The sequence below is a fragment of the Enterococcus sp. AZ062 genome (genome assembly GCF_051715065.1).
In the GTDB taxonomy this organism is placed as follows: domain Bacteria; phylum Bacillota; class Bacilli; order Lactobacillales; family Enterococcaceae; genus Enterococcus_B; species Enterococcus_B mundtii.
This window is the reverse complement of sequence record NZ_JBIOTB010000001.1, coordinates 704343-719200: the sequence shown is the minus strand read 5'-3', so window position 1 is coordinate 719200 and position 14858 is coordinate 704343. Positions and strand designations below refer to the sequence as shown.

15 protein-coding genes and 1 other annotated feature are annotated in these 14858 nt (G+C 37.7%); of the genes, 2 read left to right on the top strand and 13 right to left on the bottom strand.

Translation table 11 applies throughout. The features are described 5' to 3' along the window. Positions 1 to 162 precede the first annotated feature (162 nt). The 4 genes from IGJ00_RS03370 to IGJ00_RS03355 all read right to left on the bottom strand — a co-directional run bounded on the left by IGJ00_RS03370 (position 163) and on the right by IGJ00_RS03355 (position 3939). Positions 163 to 1605 (bottom strand): glycoside hydrolase family 1 protein, encoded by a 1443-nt coding sequence (locus IGJ00_RS03370; RefSeq protein WP_065096128.1) that lies wholly within the window; start codon positions 1603 to 1605, stop codon positions 163 to 165. A 205-nt stretch (positions 1606 to 1810) separates the two neighbouring features. Then, positions 1811 to 2623, bottom strand: coding sequence for an amino acid ABC transporter substrate-binding protein (locus IGJ00_RS03365; protein ID WP_074800632.1), 813 nt, complete (start codon positions 2621 to 2623; stop codon positions 1811 to 1813). 18 nt (positions 2624 to 2641) lie between these two features. After that, entirely contained in the window at positions 2642 to 3277 is a 636-nt protein-coding gene (locus IGJ00_RS03360; RefSeq protein ID WP_010736165.1) for an amino acid ABC transporter ATP-binding protein, read from the bottom strand. 20 nt (positions 3278 to 3297) lie between these two features. Beyond that, on the bottom strand, positions 3298 to 3939 hold the full coding sequence (locus tag IGJ00_RS03355) for an amino acid ABC transporter permease (RefSeq protein WP_071866648.1): 642 nt from the start codon (positions 3937 to 3939) through the stop codon (positions 3298 to 3300). A gap of 91 nt (positions 3940 to 4030) precedes the next feature. Next, positions 4031 to 4261 (bottom strand) — a binding site (T-box leader). 92 nt (positions 4262 to 4353) lie between these two features. Between IGJ00_RS03355 and IGJ00_RS03350 the strand changes: the two genes are divergently transcribed. After that, a complete protein-coding gene (locus IGJ00_RS03350; protein ID WP_086334378.1) occupies positions 4354 to 4839 on the top strand; it encodes a prolyl-tRNA synthetase associated domain-containing protein in 486 nt (161 codons plus the stop codon). A gap of 1 nt (position 4840) precedes the next feature. Here IGJ00_RS03350 and IGJ00_RS03345 read toward each other — a convergent pair whose 3' ends face one another. From IGJ00_RS03345 to IGJ00_RS03335, 3 genes are all read right to left on the bottom strand, one after another. Beyond that, positions 4841 to 6916, bottom strand: a complete 2076-nt coding sequence (locus IGJ00_RS03345) for a DNA topoisomerase III (protein ID WP_071866650.1) — start codon at positions 6914 to 6916, stop codon at positions 4841 to 4843. Beyond that, entirely contained in the window at positions 6849 to 7226 is a 378-nt protein-coding gene (locus tag IGJ00_RS03340) for a DUF1033 family protein (RefSeq protein WP_074800622.1), read from the bottom strand. Before IGJ00_RS03340 ends, IGJ00_RS03345 begins: the two co-directional genes overlap by 68 nt. 124 nt (positions 7227 to 7350) lie before the next feature. Further along, positions 7351 to 7917, bottom strand: a complete 567-nt coding sequence (locus IGJ00_RS03335; protein WP_010736170.1) for a TetR/AcrR family transcriptional regulator — start codon at positions 7915 to 7917, stop codon at positions 7351 to 7353. A 147-nt stretch (positions 7918 to 8064) separates the two neighbouring features. On the opposite strand from IGJ00_RS03335, the gene IGJ00_RS03330 reads away from it, so the two are divergent. Continuing rightward, entirely contained in the window at positions 8065 to 9327 is a 1263-nt protein-coding gene (locus IGJ00_RS03330; RefSeq protein WP_438844123.1) for a multidrug efflux MFS transporter, read from the top strand. A 51-nt stretch (positions 9328 to 9378) separates the two neighbouring features. Here the strand turns inward: IGJ00_RS03330 and mnmA are convergent, their stop codons facing one another. The 6 genes from mnmA to IGJ00_RS03300 form a co-directional block, all read right to left on the bottom strand. Then, positions 9379 to 10500, bottom strand: a complete 1122-nt coding sequence (gene mnmA / locus IGJ00_RS03325) for a tRNA 2-thiouridine(34) synthase MnmA (protein WP_066025126.1) — start codon at positions 10498 to 10500, stop codon at positions 9379 to 9381. A 199-nt stretch (positions 10501 to 10699) separates the two neighbouring features. Continuing rightward, positions 10700 to 11323, bottom strand: a complete 624-nt coding sequence (locus IGJ00_RS03320; RefSeq protein WP_438844122.1) for a hypothetical protein — start codon at positions 11321 to 11323, stop codon at positions 10700 to 10702. Positions 11324 to 12268: 945 nt separating this feature from the next. Then, the gene (locus IGJ00_RS03315; RefSeq protein ID WP_108143881.1) at positions 12269 to 12535 is read right to left on the bottom strand and encodes a hypothetical protein; all 267 of its coding nucleotides are present in this window, start codon (positions 12533 to 12535) and stop codon (positions 12269 to 12271) included. 389 nt (positions 12536 to 12924) lie between these two features. Continuing rightward, positions 12925 to 13212 (bottom strand): hypothetical protein, encoded by a 288-nt coding sequence (locus IGJ00_RS03310; RefSeq protein ID WP_071866657.1) that lies wholly within the window; start codon positions 13210 to 13212, stop codon positions 12925 to 12927. A gap of 404 nt (positions 13213 to 13616) precedes the next feature. Further along, positions 13617 to 13874: a hypothetical protein gene (locus IGJ00_RS03305; protein WP_071866659.1), complete on the bottom strand. Its 258-nt coding sequence runs from the start codon at positions 13872 to 13874 to the stop codon at positions 13617 to 13619. 633 nt (positions 13875 to 14507) lie between these two features. Continuing rightward, a complete protein-coding gene (locus IGJ00_RS03300; protein ID WP_438844121.1) occupies positions 14508 to 14774 on the bottom strand; it encodes a hypothetical protein in 267 nt (88 codons plus the stop codon). Positions 14775 to 14858 lie beyond the last annotated feature (84 nt).

Below are 14858 nucleotides of genomic sequence, written 5' to 3'. Positions count from 1 at the left end.
TTTTCATCAAGTTCCATTATACAAAAAAAAGCAAGCGAACAAAAGTTTTGTTTGCTCGATTGCTGATTTTCTTTCATGATAAAAAAGAAGAGCAGGACTAAAGTCCTCTCTTCTTCTTCCATTATTCATCTTTTTATTGAGGGAATGGACAAAAGATACCCTCTACTCACCTATATTTGCGCCATTCTCACGAATCACTTGTTGGTACCAGTAATAGCTATCTTTTTTGTAGCGATCAAGTGACCCTTCTTGTGTTTCATCCTGATCTACATAAACGAAGCCATAGCGCTTTTGGTAGCCATTTAACCAGCTCAGCAAATCTGTGTATGACCATGTGCAATAGCCCAAGACTTCTGCACCATCTGAAATAGCTTCTTTGATGGCTTTGACATGACTCTCCAAGTAGTTGATACGGTAGTCATCGTGGATCTTTTTATCCTCTGTCAATTTGTCATATTCACCTAAACCATTTTCCGTGATCAACACAGGGATACGATAGCGACTCGTGATTCGTCGCAAAGCAATACGTAAACCTTCTGGATCGATTTCCCAATCCCAATTTGTGCGTTCGACAAATGGGTTTTCTACTTTTTTGTACATGCCAGGCACGCCGGTTTCTTCTGATGAGCCTTTTTTACCTGTAGTATTCATCTTACCAGCGCCGACACCATCTAATGGATTAAAGGCGTTCGTTGCTGTTTGGTAGTAGTTGATGCCTAAAAAGTCAGGTTTCGCAGAGGCTAATAGCTCCTCATCACCTTCTTCGATCGTTGGCGCCCACCCTTGTTCTTCCAAGAATTTCATCGCAGCGATTGGATATTTGCCCCACATATAAACATCCATCCAATAATGTGCCATCAAATCTTCCGCATTTTCAGCAGCCAAAATGTTCTTTGGATCACTGTCAATCGGATAGTTTGGCGTATACGCAAAACTTGGTCCGATTTTCCCAGGCATATCCATTTCATGGAACGCATTGATCACTGCTGCATTAGCTAAGTTGGCAATATGGTTTACTTGATACATTCGTTTTGGATCAGTCACTCCTGGAGGATGTACCGCTAATAAATAACCGAGTGAAGTGAAAATATTTTGCTCGTTCAAACTCACCCAATAGTGGACTTTGCCACGAAATGCTTCGAATAAGGTTTTTGCATAGTTCGTAAAATCTTCGATGATCTGACGAGATTCCCACCCTTGGTATTCATCTTGCAACGCTTGTGGCAGATCCCAATGATACAATGTCAACATTGGTTCAATGTCGTGTTTGATCAATTCATCGATCAAATCCATATAGAAAGCTAAGCCTTCTTGATTGATCTCGCCGCGGCCATTTGGAAAAATACGTGTCCAAGCCACAGAGAAGCGATACGTTTTCAAACCTTGTTCTTTCATTAAGGCAATATCTTCTTTATAACGATGATAATGATCAACAGCTAGGTCGCCATTTGTTCCTTTAAATGTCTTACCTGGAATACGAACAAAGCGATCCCAAACGGACTCACCTTTTCCGCCTTCTTGCCATGCACCTTCTACTTGATAGGCAGCTGAAGCAGATCCCCAAAGAAAATCATCAGGAAATGCTGTTAATTTTTGGTGTTCCATGAACATCTTCCTTTCCTAGTTCAATCTTTACCTCTTTAGAATAACACGAAACCCTTTTCATTACCAAGTAGATTTTTGACATTTATAAACAAAAGTCTAGTCATTTTAAGAATAAGTCCAAAACAAACAAAAATAGTGGAGCAGCAGATGCTGTTCCACTATTTTGACTTCCCCTATGATTCGATCCTTCCTGTCATCCTGTCACCTATTCTGGTGTGACATCTTCACCAAACCACTTCTCTGAGATCTTTTTAAATTTTCCGTTTTCAACCAATTCGGCTATGCCATCATTGACTTTTTCCACAAGTATTTCGTCATTTTTTCGCGCACCGACAGCAAAATCTTCTCCATCAAAGTCCCCTTTGATCACATTGAAATTATCTAATTCGTCTCGTATGTTCAAAAAATACTCGGCATAGACTTTGTCGATCAACACACCATCTGTACGGCCACTTTTCAAATCGATCAATGCTTCATTAAAGCTGGCGTACAAAACTGCATCTTGATTTTTCACATAGTCTTTGAGTATTTCTGGATGTCTGACAAACATATCATAACCAGAAGAACCGTTTTGTGCGCCTAAGATTTTGTCTTGCATTTGTTCAAAGCTTGTAATGCCAGAAGTTTTTGGCGTGATCAACACTTGATCATTTTTCATATACGGTTTTGTAAACAAGACCTTTTCTTCACGTTCCGGTGTTTTTGAATACCCGTTCCAGATCAAATCGATCGTTCCATTGTTCAACTCAAATTCTTTCATCGACCAATCGATCGGTTGGAACTCAACGGTGATGCCATATTCATCAAAGACAGCTTTCGCTAACTCAATATCAAATCCTGTCAGTTTGCCATCTTTATCACGAAAACCCATTGGTACAAAGCTGTCGTCTAGCCCTACGATAATCTTTTTTTCTTGATTGATTCTTGACCAGCTTTCTGTCGCTGTCCGCTCATTCGTGCAGCCAGTTAAAAAGAAAAAACCAATCAAAGATAAAATCAAAAAGCTGAATTTTTTCATTTTCTCCCCACCGCTTTCCTACTTACTTGGCATAACTTTGATCAATTGATCCCCAACGTTTTCAGCAAAGACTAAATCGTGGGTCACGATGATTTGGGTCACGCCTTCTTCTTTTAATGAAAGAATCAACTTCTCTACTTGTTGGCGTAACTCTGGATCTAATGCACTCGTCGGTTCATCATAAGCTAACACTCGTGGGTTCATCGCTAACGCACGAGCAATGGCCACACGTTGTTTTTGTCCTCCAGATAATTGATAAGGATAATTTCCTAATAAATCACGAATCCCTAATGAGTCCGCTAATTCCTCCGCCTTTTTCGTGTATTCTTCTTTACTTTGTTTCAACACCATTTTAGGCGCTAAAGTAATATTGTCAAAAATACTCAAGTGTGGGAAAAGCTGGAAATCTTGAAACACGACGCCTACCACTTGTTCTTCTGTTTTCAATTCAAAAGGGTCAAATTTCGTGCCATCTAGGTAAAACTCACCACTGTCAGCTTTTTCTAAACCGGCTAAAATCCGTAACATCGTTGTTTTACCGCCTCCTGACGGTCCGCCGATCGCTAATGTTTGTCCTTCCGGTATTACTAAATCAAAATCTTTGATCACTTGTTTGTCACCAAATGATTTACTAATCTTTTTTAATTCAATCATCGCTGTTCCCTCCTCGTTTCTTAGCGGTAATAATTTAATTTTTCTTCAATTTGCTTCAACACGATCGTCAGCACTCCTGTTAGTGCGAGATAGATCAGTGCCACGCCAAGCAATGGAAGTAAACTTGCATCTCTCTCCATCGCGATCTTACCCGCTCGCATCACATCACCTAAACCTAAGATGTAGATCAACGAAGAATCTTTCACTAGATTGATGACTTCATTGCCGACAGAAGGTAACACGATTTTTGTTACTTGCGGAATAATGATTCTTGTCACTGTTTGGAAAGGACTCAACTGTAAGACTTGAGCTGCTTCATACTGCCCTTTAGGGATCGACTGGATACCACCACGGAAAATCTCAGCAAAATAGGCAGCATAATTTAAAATGAATGCGATCAAAGCAGCTTCGAAGCGATCAAACACGATCCCGATCGTTGGCAAGCCGTAGAACACGAAAATCAATTGTAATAATAGCGGTGTTCCTCGCATGATCCAGACATACGTTTGTAGGAAATAACGGATCGGTTTAAAATGTAACGACAACCCTAAGGCTAAAATAATGCCTAATGGCAAAGAACCAATCAAGGTAAAGGCAAATAATTTCAAGGTTGTCAGCGCCCCTACTAACAACTGTGGCATCACTTCTAATAAATCATTCATTTTCTTTTCCTCCTCTTTTCTTTAAAGGGGTACATTGTTAGCTGTCCCTTCCAACCACATGAAAAACAAAAAAAGTCCTTTGATCCGAAGACCAAAGGACGCAAAATACGTGGTTCCACCTTTTTTTATTAGTTTCTCGCAAAACTAACCTTATCTGGTCGTCTAACAACGACCGCAGCTATAACGGGCTTCCCGGATTTTCTTACTGGCTGTTCAGAAAATCGACTCCAAGATGTGTTTCACAATCAGTTATTGCCTCTTCTCACCAACCAGAGACTCTCTTCAAACACTTAATTGCTACTCTTCTTTTCGATGTCTTTTATTTAACTTAATGAGTAATTTACCTGATTCATTTTTATTTGTCAATCTTTTTTATGCTAAAATAAATAAAAAATGAATGGAGGGTTGTTTTTTATGTGTCATGCTACGAAACAAGAGGCCTATGAATTGCTTGATCTATTGGCAATCAATTACCAAGAAGTGAATCATCCAGCCATTACTTCTGTCAAAAATCTATCTTTTACTTTACCAGGTCCACAAGTCAAAAATCTTTTGGTCAAATCAAAGAAAGGCAAACAAATTTATTTTGTCGTCTTACCTGATGAAAAACAAGCCGACTTGAAATTATTGGCAGAACAGTTGAATGAAAAACGATTATCGTTTGTGTCAGAAGAACAAGTCAAACAGTTGTTGCGTGTTCCGCCCGGCACCGTCAATCCATTTGCCTTAGTCAACGATTTAGAAAACGAGATCCAGGTAGTAATTGACTCCTCGATCGATCGCAATGATACCGTCGGCTTTCATCCAAATAGCAACACCAGCACCATCATATTTCCCTTTGCAGATTTTGAACGACTACTCGCTCATGTGGATCATCTGCCAAGGTATGAAGTCTTGTAACTCAATTATCCTTCATCGCAGCTTTTAAGGCTGCTGCTAATGGGCTTTCTTCCGGTTCTTCTGCTTGAGAATATTTCTTCATCAAGCGACGTTCTTCATGTTTTGTCATTTTTTTCTTCTGCTCTTTTTTCCCTAGCATCTTCTCTGTCGTCCCGTCAAATTTACAACGGAAGTAAGCGCCATTTTTGCCTTCAATGATCTCCATTTTGCGGTGACATTGTGGGCAACGATGGTTAGAGACTTTCGGATCTTTCCGACGACGATAGCTACAATCTTGATTCGTACACACATAGATTTTGCCATCTTTTGTGTTCTTCTCACGAAGATTCGAGCCACAATCCGGACATTTCTTTTGGGTAATCGAAAAGTCTTGGTATTCTTGCTTACTTGTTTTGATTTCTTGAACAAGTCGCTTCGTTTCTTTTTCGATGGATTGTAAAAAGACGTTGGCTTGTTTTTTTCCAAGCGCGATCGCTTCTAGATCTCTTTCCCAACTTTCAGTCAAATCTGGTGTCACAAGCGATGGATTGACCAGTTCTAACAACTGCTTGCCCTTCGGTGAGACTTGTAAGCCTTGCGGTGTGCGTTCCATTAATTCGGATTTGATCAACTTTTCAATGATCTCCGCACGAGTCGCAGGCGTTCCTAAACTGTGTTTTTCCATTAAGCCTAGCAGACTTGCTTCCGTCAAAGGTTTCGGCGGTGCCGACAATTCTTTTTTGATCGTAAAATCAGGTTGGATGCGCATGTCCTTTTTCCAGTCAAACGAATCCACATGACTTTCCGCAGACGTTTTCCAGCCAGCTTCCAACACCCGATTTTGGCGGAAAACAAATTGTTCGTTACCAAATACGACAGTGATTTTCGTTTGACTGATTTTATGTGGTTCTGCAAACAAGCCTAAGAAACGTGTCACGATCATTTGATAGATTTTTTGTTCTTCGTTGCTTAATTTTTCATAGCGTGGACGATTTTCCGTCGGCAACAAGGCATGGTGATCTGTTACTTTATTATCTTGGAAGACACTTGTTTGACGAACCACTGCACCATTTTTCAAATAAGTTTTCACTTCTGGTGCAAAATCGCTGATGGCTTGAAGTCTTTCTTTCATCGTACTTTTCATATCATTCGTCAAATATTTACTATCTGTTCGTGGATACGTGACGATCTTGTGCGTTTCATATAAACTTTGGACAAGACCCAACGTTTTCTTTGCAGAATAGCCATAACGTTGGTTGGCTTCTCGTTGGATCTCCGTTAGATCATAAGGCAGAGGAGCTTTTTCTGTCTTTGTTTTTTCTTCAATGTTGACTACTGTTCCCTTACTCTGACTAAGGGTTTTAACAAACGCTTGGGCTTCTTCATGGGATTTCAAAGCAAATTGGTTTTTTTGGACCATTTTTGCTTGTTCATTGCCGACTGTCAATGAAATCGTAAAATACGTTTGTGGTCGGAATGATTCGATTTTCTTTTCCTGATTACGCACTAAAGCTAAGGTTGGGGTTTGTACCCGACCCGCTGATAAATTGTCTTGATATTTTACTGTCAGCGCACGTGTCACATTCAATCCGACCAACCAATCTGCTTTTGCCCTAGCCAAAGCAGACTCATAAAGCGCATCATAGCTTTTAGCTGGTTTCAATTGGCTGAAACCTGTCTTGATCGCTTTGTCCGTTTGAGAGGAGATCCACAAACGTTTCACCGGCTTATTGAAGTGAACATATTCCAAGATCCAACGTGCAACGAGTTCTCCTTCACGTCCGGCATCTGTCGCGATCACTGCTTCTGAAACATCTTTACGACTAGCCAATTGCTTGATGGCTTTCAATTGATGACCAGTTTTTGGTAATGGTTTGATCCCTAGTTTTTTAGGGATCATCGGCAAGGTTTCCATCTGCCAGCTTTGCCATTCCTTATTCAGATCTTCTGGCATCTTTAGACCTAATAAATGACCAAGGGCCCAAGTCACGATCACCTTGGGTCCTTCGTAATAGTTTTTGTGTTTTTGATTAGCACCAAGCACCTTGCTTAGGTCTTTCGCAACGCTTGGCTTTTCCGCTAGAATTAGTTGTTTCATAAAAATCCTTTCTGCTTTCCAAAGTGATCGGTTGATAATCTTTCAGCAAAGCAAGTCCTTTGTATTGCTGCAAATCATCATCACATTCTTCACACCAGCGCTCATCGCCATCATTCCAAAAGGCGCTTAGAAAATTATTTTTGGCATGGATATACTCATAGTTGTTTTTAATGGCTAGCCATTTTTCTTCATAGTTTTGTTGTGCTTCTTCGAAAGAGGAGAAAGTTTCCTCCATTTGAATATCTTCTTGCCAATCTTCAAAGAACCACCAAGGCTCATTGTCACCGAACATTGTAATTACTTGATACATACATGCGCTCCTTTTCTCAGATCATCTTAAAAACATATTAGTCACTTTCCAAGAAAGTTGCAAGAAATTTTGCTTAAAAGGGGCATTTTATGAATGTTCAGAAAATTAATTTAAATGATGCCTTTTATTTTATTGGTAAAGTTGCAATAAAGTCGTCGATCATCCAGACATAACTTTCTTCTGGAGAAACATTCGGTTCATTGGTAAAGTACCCTAAAAAACGTAACGAAAGATAGCCATGGATCATACTTCGCAGTTCTCGACTTCGATGCACCTTTTCTTCTTTCGACAAAGAAAAAGCGTCAAATATTTGCAAAATGATTTGGTTCGTTTCGTGTATTCCCTCTAATAAAATTTCTTCATTCGTATGTGGTACACTGATCAGCAGTTCATAGACTGCCTGATTTTGAAACGCAAATGACTGATAAGTTTGCGCATACGCTTGGATCGCTTCTCCCTTACTTTTCCCAACTAACACTCGACGTAATTGATCATTTAACTCCGTTAAAAGTTTCGCAGTCAACGCCGTTTTCACTTCCCGAATATTCTTAAAGTGGTTATAAAGCGACGGTGATTTGATATTCAATGCCTTAGCTAAATGTTGAAAAGTGATTTGCTGTACAGCCATCTCTTCTGCCAATTCTCGAAAGCAGTCGATGATTTTCTCTTGTGACAGCGTTCGTTTTTTCATTTGATTTCCCCTCTTATGGACTAAACTCAATCCTTTTAAGTTTACCATGAAAGACGAAGAGAAAAAAGACTTGTTGTTGATAAACTACACATTGTAGTTTATAATAAATGATTGTAGATGAAAATTTTCAGAAAGAAGGCTTTAATTGTGGTATCAAGAGTAAAAGAGGCAGTATTCAGAAAAAGAGAACCTTGGGAGAAAAACCTAGTTGTTTTGTGGTTTGGTACATTTATGGCAGGGATTGGGTTTAGTCTAGTGATGCCTTTTATGTCGCTTTACATAGATACGTTAGGAAATTACAGTACAGCACAATTGAATTTCTGGAGCGGATTGACCTTCTCCTCCACTTTCCTTGTTACTACCTTGATTTCTCCATGGTGGGGACGCCTTGCCGATCAAAAAGGGCGAAAGTTGATGTTGTTGCGTGCCTCTTTAGGGATGGCTGTAGTGATTTCCTTGATGGGTTTAGTAACCAGCGTGTATCAATTAGTCGCATTACGTCTGTTGCAGGGAATTTTTTCCGGCTATATCAGTAACGCTACAGCTTTAGTCGCCACTGGTACCCCAAGAGAAAAAAGTGGCCAAGTACTTGGCACTTTGGCGACCGGCTCTGTGACCGGAACATTACTTGGTCCTTTACTCGGCGGACTTTCTGCTTCTGCTTTTGGGTATCGTCCTACCTTCTTTATCACTGGGACGATCTTGTTCTTCGTTTTCTTACTTAGCTTATTTTTTGTCCATGAACAATTTGTGCCAGTAGAAAAAGGCGAGTTGGTTTCTGCTAAACAAATTTTCCGTGACCTGAAATACCCACATGTCGTCATCGGTATGTTTATTACCACAATGATCATTCAAGCATCAAATAATTCGATCAGTCCGATCATTAGTTTATATATCCGGCAATTATTACATGGACATGGCAACGTCACGTTGATCAGCGGAATCATTGCTTCTATTCCTGGGATTGCCACCCTGATAGCCGCTCCTCGTTTCGGACGCTTAGGCGATAAGATCGGGAGTGAACGAATCTTAGCCATCGGATTAGGCTTCGCTTTGATCGTCTATATCCCAATGGCTTTCGTAACGAATGTATGGCAACTTGCAGGACTACGATTTTTGATCGGGATCTCAGACGCTTGCCTCCTTCCAGCGGTGCAAGCATTGATCACTAAATACTCACCTGCACAAGCTGCCGGAAGAATCTTTAGTTACAACCAATCCTTCCAAGCCACTGGAAATGTCGTTGGCCCCTTGATCGGTTCAAGCGTTTCAAGTATCTTCGGTTATCGTGGTGTCTTTTTATCCACCTCCTTACTTGTACTCGCAAACTTTGTGCTGGTTCGCCATAATACGAAGGAGATCCATAAGCAGGAAGAAACAAGCAATGGTCATGCTTTTGTCAATAAATAGCAAAAAAGCCACAGGATTCGTAAAAAAATCCTGTGGCTTTTTTAGATTATCTTAGACGTATTGCAAAACTTTCGCTTCTTGATACGCATGATCGATCAATCCGCCCCCTAGACATTCCATTCCGTCATAAAAAACAACGGCTTGTCCTGGTGTGATTGCGCGTACGGGTTCGTCGAAGATGACTTCTGCGCGATTATTTTCTAATAAGCGCACGGTTACCGGCACATCTTGTTGACGGTAACGGAATTTCGCTGTACATTTGAATTCTTTTGGCATTGGTTCATTCGTTGTAAAATGGATTTCGCTTGCATCTAAACTTGTTGCATACAATGCAGGATGATGGAACCCTTGTCCAACATATAACGTGTTCGTCGCAAGATCTTTTCCAACCACGAACCAAGGTTCTTGTGAATCGCCACCGCCGCCGATGCCTAAGCCTTGGCGTTGTCCGATCGTGTAGTACATCAAACCAGCATGTTCACCTTTGACTTCACCGTCAAGGGTCACCATATTGCCTTTTTTAGCTGGTAAATAGTTACTTAAAAATTGTTTGAAATTCTTTTCGCCGATAAAACAGATACCTGTTGAATCTTTTTTCTTCGCCGTTGCTAGCCCGGCACGTTCTGCGATCGCACGTACTTCTGATTTTTCCATACCGCCTAACGGAAACATCGTTTTTGCTAACTGTTCTTGTGACAATTGGCTAAGGAAATACGTTTGGTCTTTGTTATTATCGACCCCACGCAACATATGTGACACGCCATTTTCATCACGTGTGACTTGCGCATAATGGCCAGTAGCAACATATTCCGCTCCTAAGTCCATTGCATAATCTAAGAATGCTTTAAATTTGATTTCCTTATTGCACATTACATCTGGGTTCGGGGTACGTCCCGCACGATATTCTGCTAAGAAATATTCAAACACACGGTCCCAATATTCCTTTTCAAAATTAACCGAGTAATAAGGAATCCCGATTTGGGCAGCGACTTTCGCTACATCCTTGTAATCTTCCGTCGCCGTACAGACGCCATTTTCATCGGTATCATCCCAGTTTTTCATAAAGATCCCGATTACATCATAGCCTTGTTCCTTTAACAAAAGTGCTGTTACAGATGAGTCAACACCGCCACTCATCCCAACGACAACGCGTGTTTTGCTGTTGTCTGTCATGGTATCACCATCATTTCAATTAGATTCTGAAACATCTACGAGTTGAAGGTCGCAACTTTTCAGTATTTTACATTATACGTCATCTTTCTGAAAATTTCACCCCTAAATAATCAATTTAAAAAAGCGACGTTTTTTAGTTGGCCCATTCTGTACTTTTCAGATACCAAAACTTTGCTATAAGAGGCGTTTTATTCATGATTTAGTTTCTTACTACATTCACCAAAAACAAAAGTAACAGCACAACATTGAAATATGTAGAAAACAAATAATTGATAAACAATAAGTAAAATTTTCGCCGGCTAGTTTCAAGCTTTGTTGCGGCGTATAATCCAATCAAGCCAGAGATCACCATCAACATAAGCAAAGGAATCAAATAATAACTTTCGAATGAATGACTTTGAAAAATAATCAAATAATGAGCATAAATAAATGCGAGTGTAGAAATAGACATCGGGATGATCAATCCCATGATAAAGAATGCTTTCTTTTTCTCTAACTCATGAAGCGCGCCCACAATCAATACGTACGCAACAGGGAACAATAAATACTCCACCTTACCAAAGCTGACAAAACCTAATAAAGTTCCTAGTACAATACCATACATCAAAACAAGATGAATCCCAATGAGCACCCTTTTTAAGAATGCTGAGGGGATTCTAGTTGAGTAAAACAAACTGATTCCACTAATGATCCACCAAGAATATTGGACTGTTGCAAATAACCAAAAAAATTTGAAAACAAAAACTAAACTTCCTAATAGAAAACAAAGCGCCAATAGATAGAACGAAATATATTTATTCGGCATACTTTTTTTTACAAACATTCCACTCACTCCTTTTAAAACATACTTATCTAGTAGAAAACCACCAGCCAAAGATACAGAACCAGTTGACCAAAATGATCAATACTTTTACCCAACCGAATTTTATTCCTGTTGAAAAAAATAAACTAATCCCACTCAAGAACCAGCAAATAGTGGAAATCATCAATTTAATCTCGCCAGTATATGGTGAATAAGGTAAAAAATAAAAACTCGCAAAAAAACTGACAAGCACATAAATAGTAGGCAAAAAAACTTAAATCTTTTAGGTTCAATCGAAATCATTCATCTCACTCCTTTTTTCAACGATTAACGATCATAGCTTACTAGAAATAAACTCAATCACACGCATCAAACTCATAGCGGTCGCAAATCCATAATTTACGACTAAGAGAAATCCTTTCTGATAGTTACTCATCGTAAGACAGTTCGTAAGATAAATCCCCATAAGTCCAGGAATTACCATGTACAGGATAAATGCAAAACTTGAAAGTGGCTCTTCTCGATATAGAAAGCTCCCTATCATATATAAGATAGACAACAGCATCGACAGACCCAATCCTATTTTATGGAATTTCATGGTGATCTCCTATTCATCTTTTATTTATTGTGGCGTTATGGTGCTTTTTTCTATGTAAAGTTACTGTTCATTTCATCAGTAATAGACACTTAGCCAAAAGAAAACAACCAACCGTAGATACAACTAAAGTTAAAAAAAATGACTAAGTTTTTTAAGGCTTTACTTTCAATGAACCTTGAAAAAAATAAACTTATACTGCTAAGTAGCCAACAAATCGATGTCAATATTACTCGCCATTCAATACTATAGCGACCTCCTTGAACCATACTGAACGTAATTACACTGATCGATAAGAGTAAAATAATCAATGAACAATATCTTTTGTATGTACTTTTCATTTCAATCTCCCTTTCAAGTAATACTTAACTCTATTTTTTGTTCAAAGTTAAAACAATTAATTGAATGAATTGTCCAATAATAATAAATGTAGCAAAAAAATAATTCAGAGAAACAATCATCCATTTGTATCGTCCAAGATTCGCTTTCATCGAATAATAAAACCCAGCTAATCCAGGAAATGTCATAATGAAAAACAATAAGACACTCTGAGGACTATCTCCATAAACGATTCCTCCAACAAAACAACAAATCGAAAAAAACATCGCTATTAATAATCTGAATTGATTATTCGTCATCTTATTCTCCTTTTAATTTTATGAATATCTGTAGTTTCAAAAATCAAAATATAAACCACCAACCATAAATACAAAAAATATTCGCTCCTACAACAATACACTTAATAAATTTATTGTTGATTCCTGTAGAAAAAAACAAACTACATCCACTCAATAACCAACAACTGATAACGATGATTCCTTGATATACAAGAGGCAAAGTTCTATAAGATGAAAAATAACTGCTACTAAATAAACAAGAAGCGAACAAAAAGATGATCGATAAAATCCAGTACTTGTTATTCTGTTTTATAATCATATGTGACTCCTTCTTTCTTAAATCCACTCACAACTAGATAAAATTTCTATTAATTTTTGAATTGTTCAATTAATACATAAAATAAAATGTACTAACTTGTAAAAAACTCTATCCCGAAGACTTGTAACCAATAAATTACGATAATCAAGACAGTACTGTAAGTAGCGAAAAGGTAATTCAGCCCTAGCAGTAGCCATTTCAACTTCGTCTTTTTTATTTTTGTCGAACAATAAAAACCAATCAAACCCGGAAAACCCAAACCTAATGCAAAAAGAATCCCTTCAATTTCTCCACTTAAATAAATATGTATATAAAACAGACCACTTACACATGCAAGCATTGACAAACATAAAACGACTAGATTCAATGCACGTTTCATTCTTCTTTCTCCTCCTTATCAACATCAATATTTCTCACTAAAAACAGAAATAGCTTCAAAAATTCAAAGAAAAATGAAAAATCGTAGATAAAAAGACATAGCCAAACACAAAATTCAACGTAATCAACGTCCTTTTCAGGTATCTATCTGCGATTCCTAGCGCAAATACGATACTCCCTCCATTGATGACCCAACAAATCGAAATTATAACTATAAACAGATGCGGTTGATACTTAAATGAATCAAACAAGATGGGACTAGCAAAGATACACGTAATAAATACAAGAAAAATTGACAATAACAATAGAACTACTGATTTTTTTGTACAAGACTTATTTTTTAGAAAAGACATTTATACGCTCCTTTTACTATTTTTAATTTTCTATTTTACAAGCACACATAGACTAACCAAAATAAAATAACCAACCATAGATACAACAAAAATTCACTAATATGATTCCTCTTTTCAAATATGGATAAGTGATTTTCGTTGAAAAAAACAAACTTACAGTGCTACATAACCAACAAACCGCCATGATGAATATTCTGATTTCATAAAGAAATTTAGAATATGGATAGGCATGGAACAAAAATAAAAGAATAGAGATTGCCAATAAAACAATTGAAAAAATAAATTCTAAATAATTTTTCTTGGTTAACATTCCTATTCCTCCTCGTAAAATAGCCTTAACTCATTTGGATAAACTTTCTAATGAACCATTCAATGAATTGCCCAATAACAATATACGTAGCAAAAAAGTAATTCAAAGAAATAAGCAACCATTTATAATGTCGAAGTTCCACTTTAGTGGAAAAATAAAGTCCTAGCAGACTTGGAAAAGTCATCATGAAAAACAAAATAATTCGTAGAGCACTCTCTCCGGAAATGATTCCTCCAACAAAGCAACTCATCGAAAAAAACATTGCTATAGATAATCTGAATTGGTTATTCGTCATCTTATTCTCCTTTTAAATTCATGAAAATCTTTAGTTTCAAAAATCAAAATATAAACCACCAACCATAAATACAGAAAATATTGATGCCAATAACAATCGTTTTCAGAAATTTATTCTTGATCGCCCGACAAAAAAATAAACTAAATCCACTTAGTATCCAACATCCGTAGATGATAATTCTTTGATGTTCGATTGGATATTGGGTATAGGATAAAAAATAATGCCTAGCAAGTAGACATGAAAGTATCAATAATACAAACGACAAAATCCAGTATTTTTTATTTTGAATCATTTTTTTCTCCTGCTTTCAATATCTTTATTGATACGTCTGGTCCTTTTTATTTATAAAAAAATCGTAAGAAAACATGGACAACGTCCCATCCGATGAGCGTAGTTGCAAATAAATAATTCACGACTAAAAGAGACCATTTCAAGTACCTATTTATAGTGATCTTTGTTGTAAAATGGATTCCCGCAAGTCCTGGGATAATGATCACAAACACCAAGATGAAGCCGATATATCCTCCGTAATCTATGATTGCTCCCAATAAACATAAAATCGATAAAATCATAGAAACAATTAACCTGATTTTATAACCGTTCATAACTATCTCCTCTCATAATTTCATTTAAGTTATTGTTGTTCGGATGACCAGTTTACTTGATAGAACTTAACAATCAATAAAAAA

What these genes read in the sequence shown, in the direction of transcription:
- IGJ00_RS03350 (WP_086334378.1), top strand. Translation starts at nt 4,354, where the DNA reads ATGTGTCATGCTACGAAACAAGAGGCCTATGAATTGCTTGATCTATTG.
- IGJ00_RS03300 (WP_438844121.1), bottom strand. Translation starts at nt 14,774, where the DNA reads ATGAACGGTTATAAAATCAGGTTAATTGTTTCTATGATTTTATCGATT.
- IGJ00_RS03310 (WP_071866657.1), bottom strand. Translation starts at nt 13,212, where the DNA reads ATGAAACGTGCATTGAATCTAGTCGTTTTATGTTTGTCAATGCTTGCA.
- IGJ00_RS03345 (WP_071866650.1), bottom strand. Translation starts at nt 6,916, where the DNA reads ATGAAACAACTAATTCTAGCGGAAAAGCCAAGCGTTGCGAAAGACCTA.
- IGJ00_RS03335 (WP_010736170.1), bottom strand. Translation starts at nt 7,917, where the DNA reads ATGAAAAAACGAACGCTGTCACAAGAGAAAATCATCGACTGCTTTCGA.
- IGJ00_RS03340 (WP_074800622.1), bottom strand. Translation starts at nt 7,226, where the DNA reads ATGTATCAAGTAATTACAATGTTCGGTGACAATGAGCCTTGGTGGTTC.
- IGJ00_RS03320 (WP_438844122.1), bottom strand. Translation starts at nt 11,323, where the DNA reads ATGTTTGTAAAAAAAAGTATGCCGAATAAATATATTTCGTTCTATCTA.
- IGJ00_RS03370 (WP_065096128.1), bottom strand. Translation starts at nt 1,605, where the DNA reads ATGGAACACCAAAAATTAACAGCATTTCCTGATGATTTTCTTTGGGGA.
- IGJ00_RS03355 (WP_071866648.1), bottom strand. Translation starts at nt 3,939, where the DNA reads ATGAATGATTTATTAGAAGTGATGCCACAGTTGTTAGTAGGGGCGCTG.
- IGJ00_RS03360 (WP_010736165.1), bottom strand. Translation starts at nt 3,277, where the DNA reads ATGATTGAATTAAAAAAGATTAGTAAATCATTTGGTGACAAACAAGTG.
- IGJ00_RS03315 (WP_108143881.1), bottom strand. Translation starts at nt 12,535, where the DNA reads ATGACGAATAATCAATTCAGATTATTAATAGCGATGTTTTTTTCGATT.
- IGJ00_RS03365 (WP_074800632.1), bottom strand. Translation starts at nt 2,623, where the DNA reads ATGAAAAAATTCAGCTTTTTGATTTTATCTTTGATTGGTTTTTTCTTT.
- mnmA (WP_066025126.1), bottom strand. Translation starts at nt 10,500, where the DNA reads ATGACAGACAACAGCAAAACACGCGTTGTCGTTGGGATGAGTGGCGGT.
- IGJ00_RS03305 (WP_071866659.1), bottom strand. Translation starts at nt 13,874, where the DNA reads ATGTTAACCAAGAAAAATTATTTAGAATTTATTTTTTCAATTGTTTTA.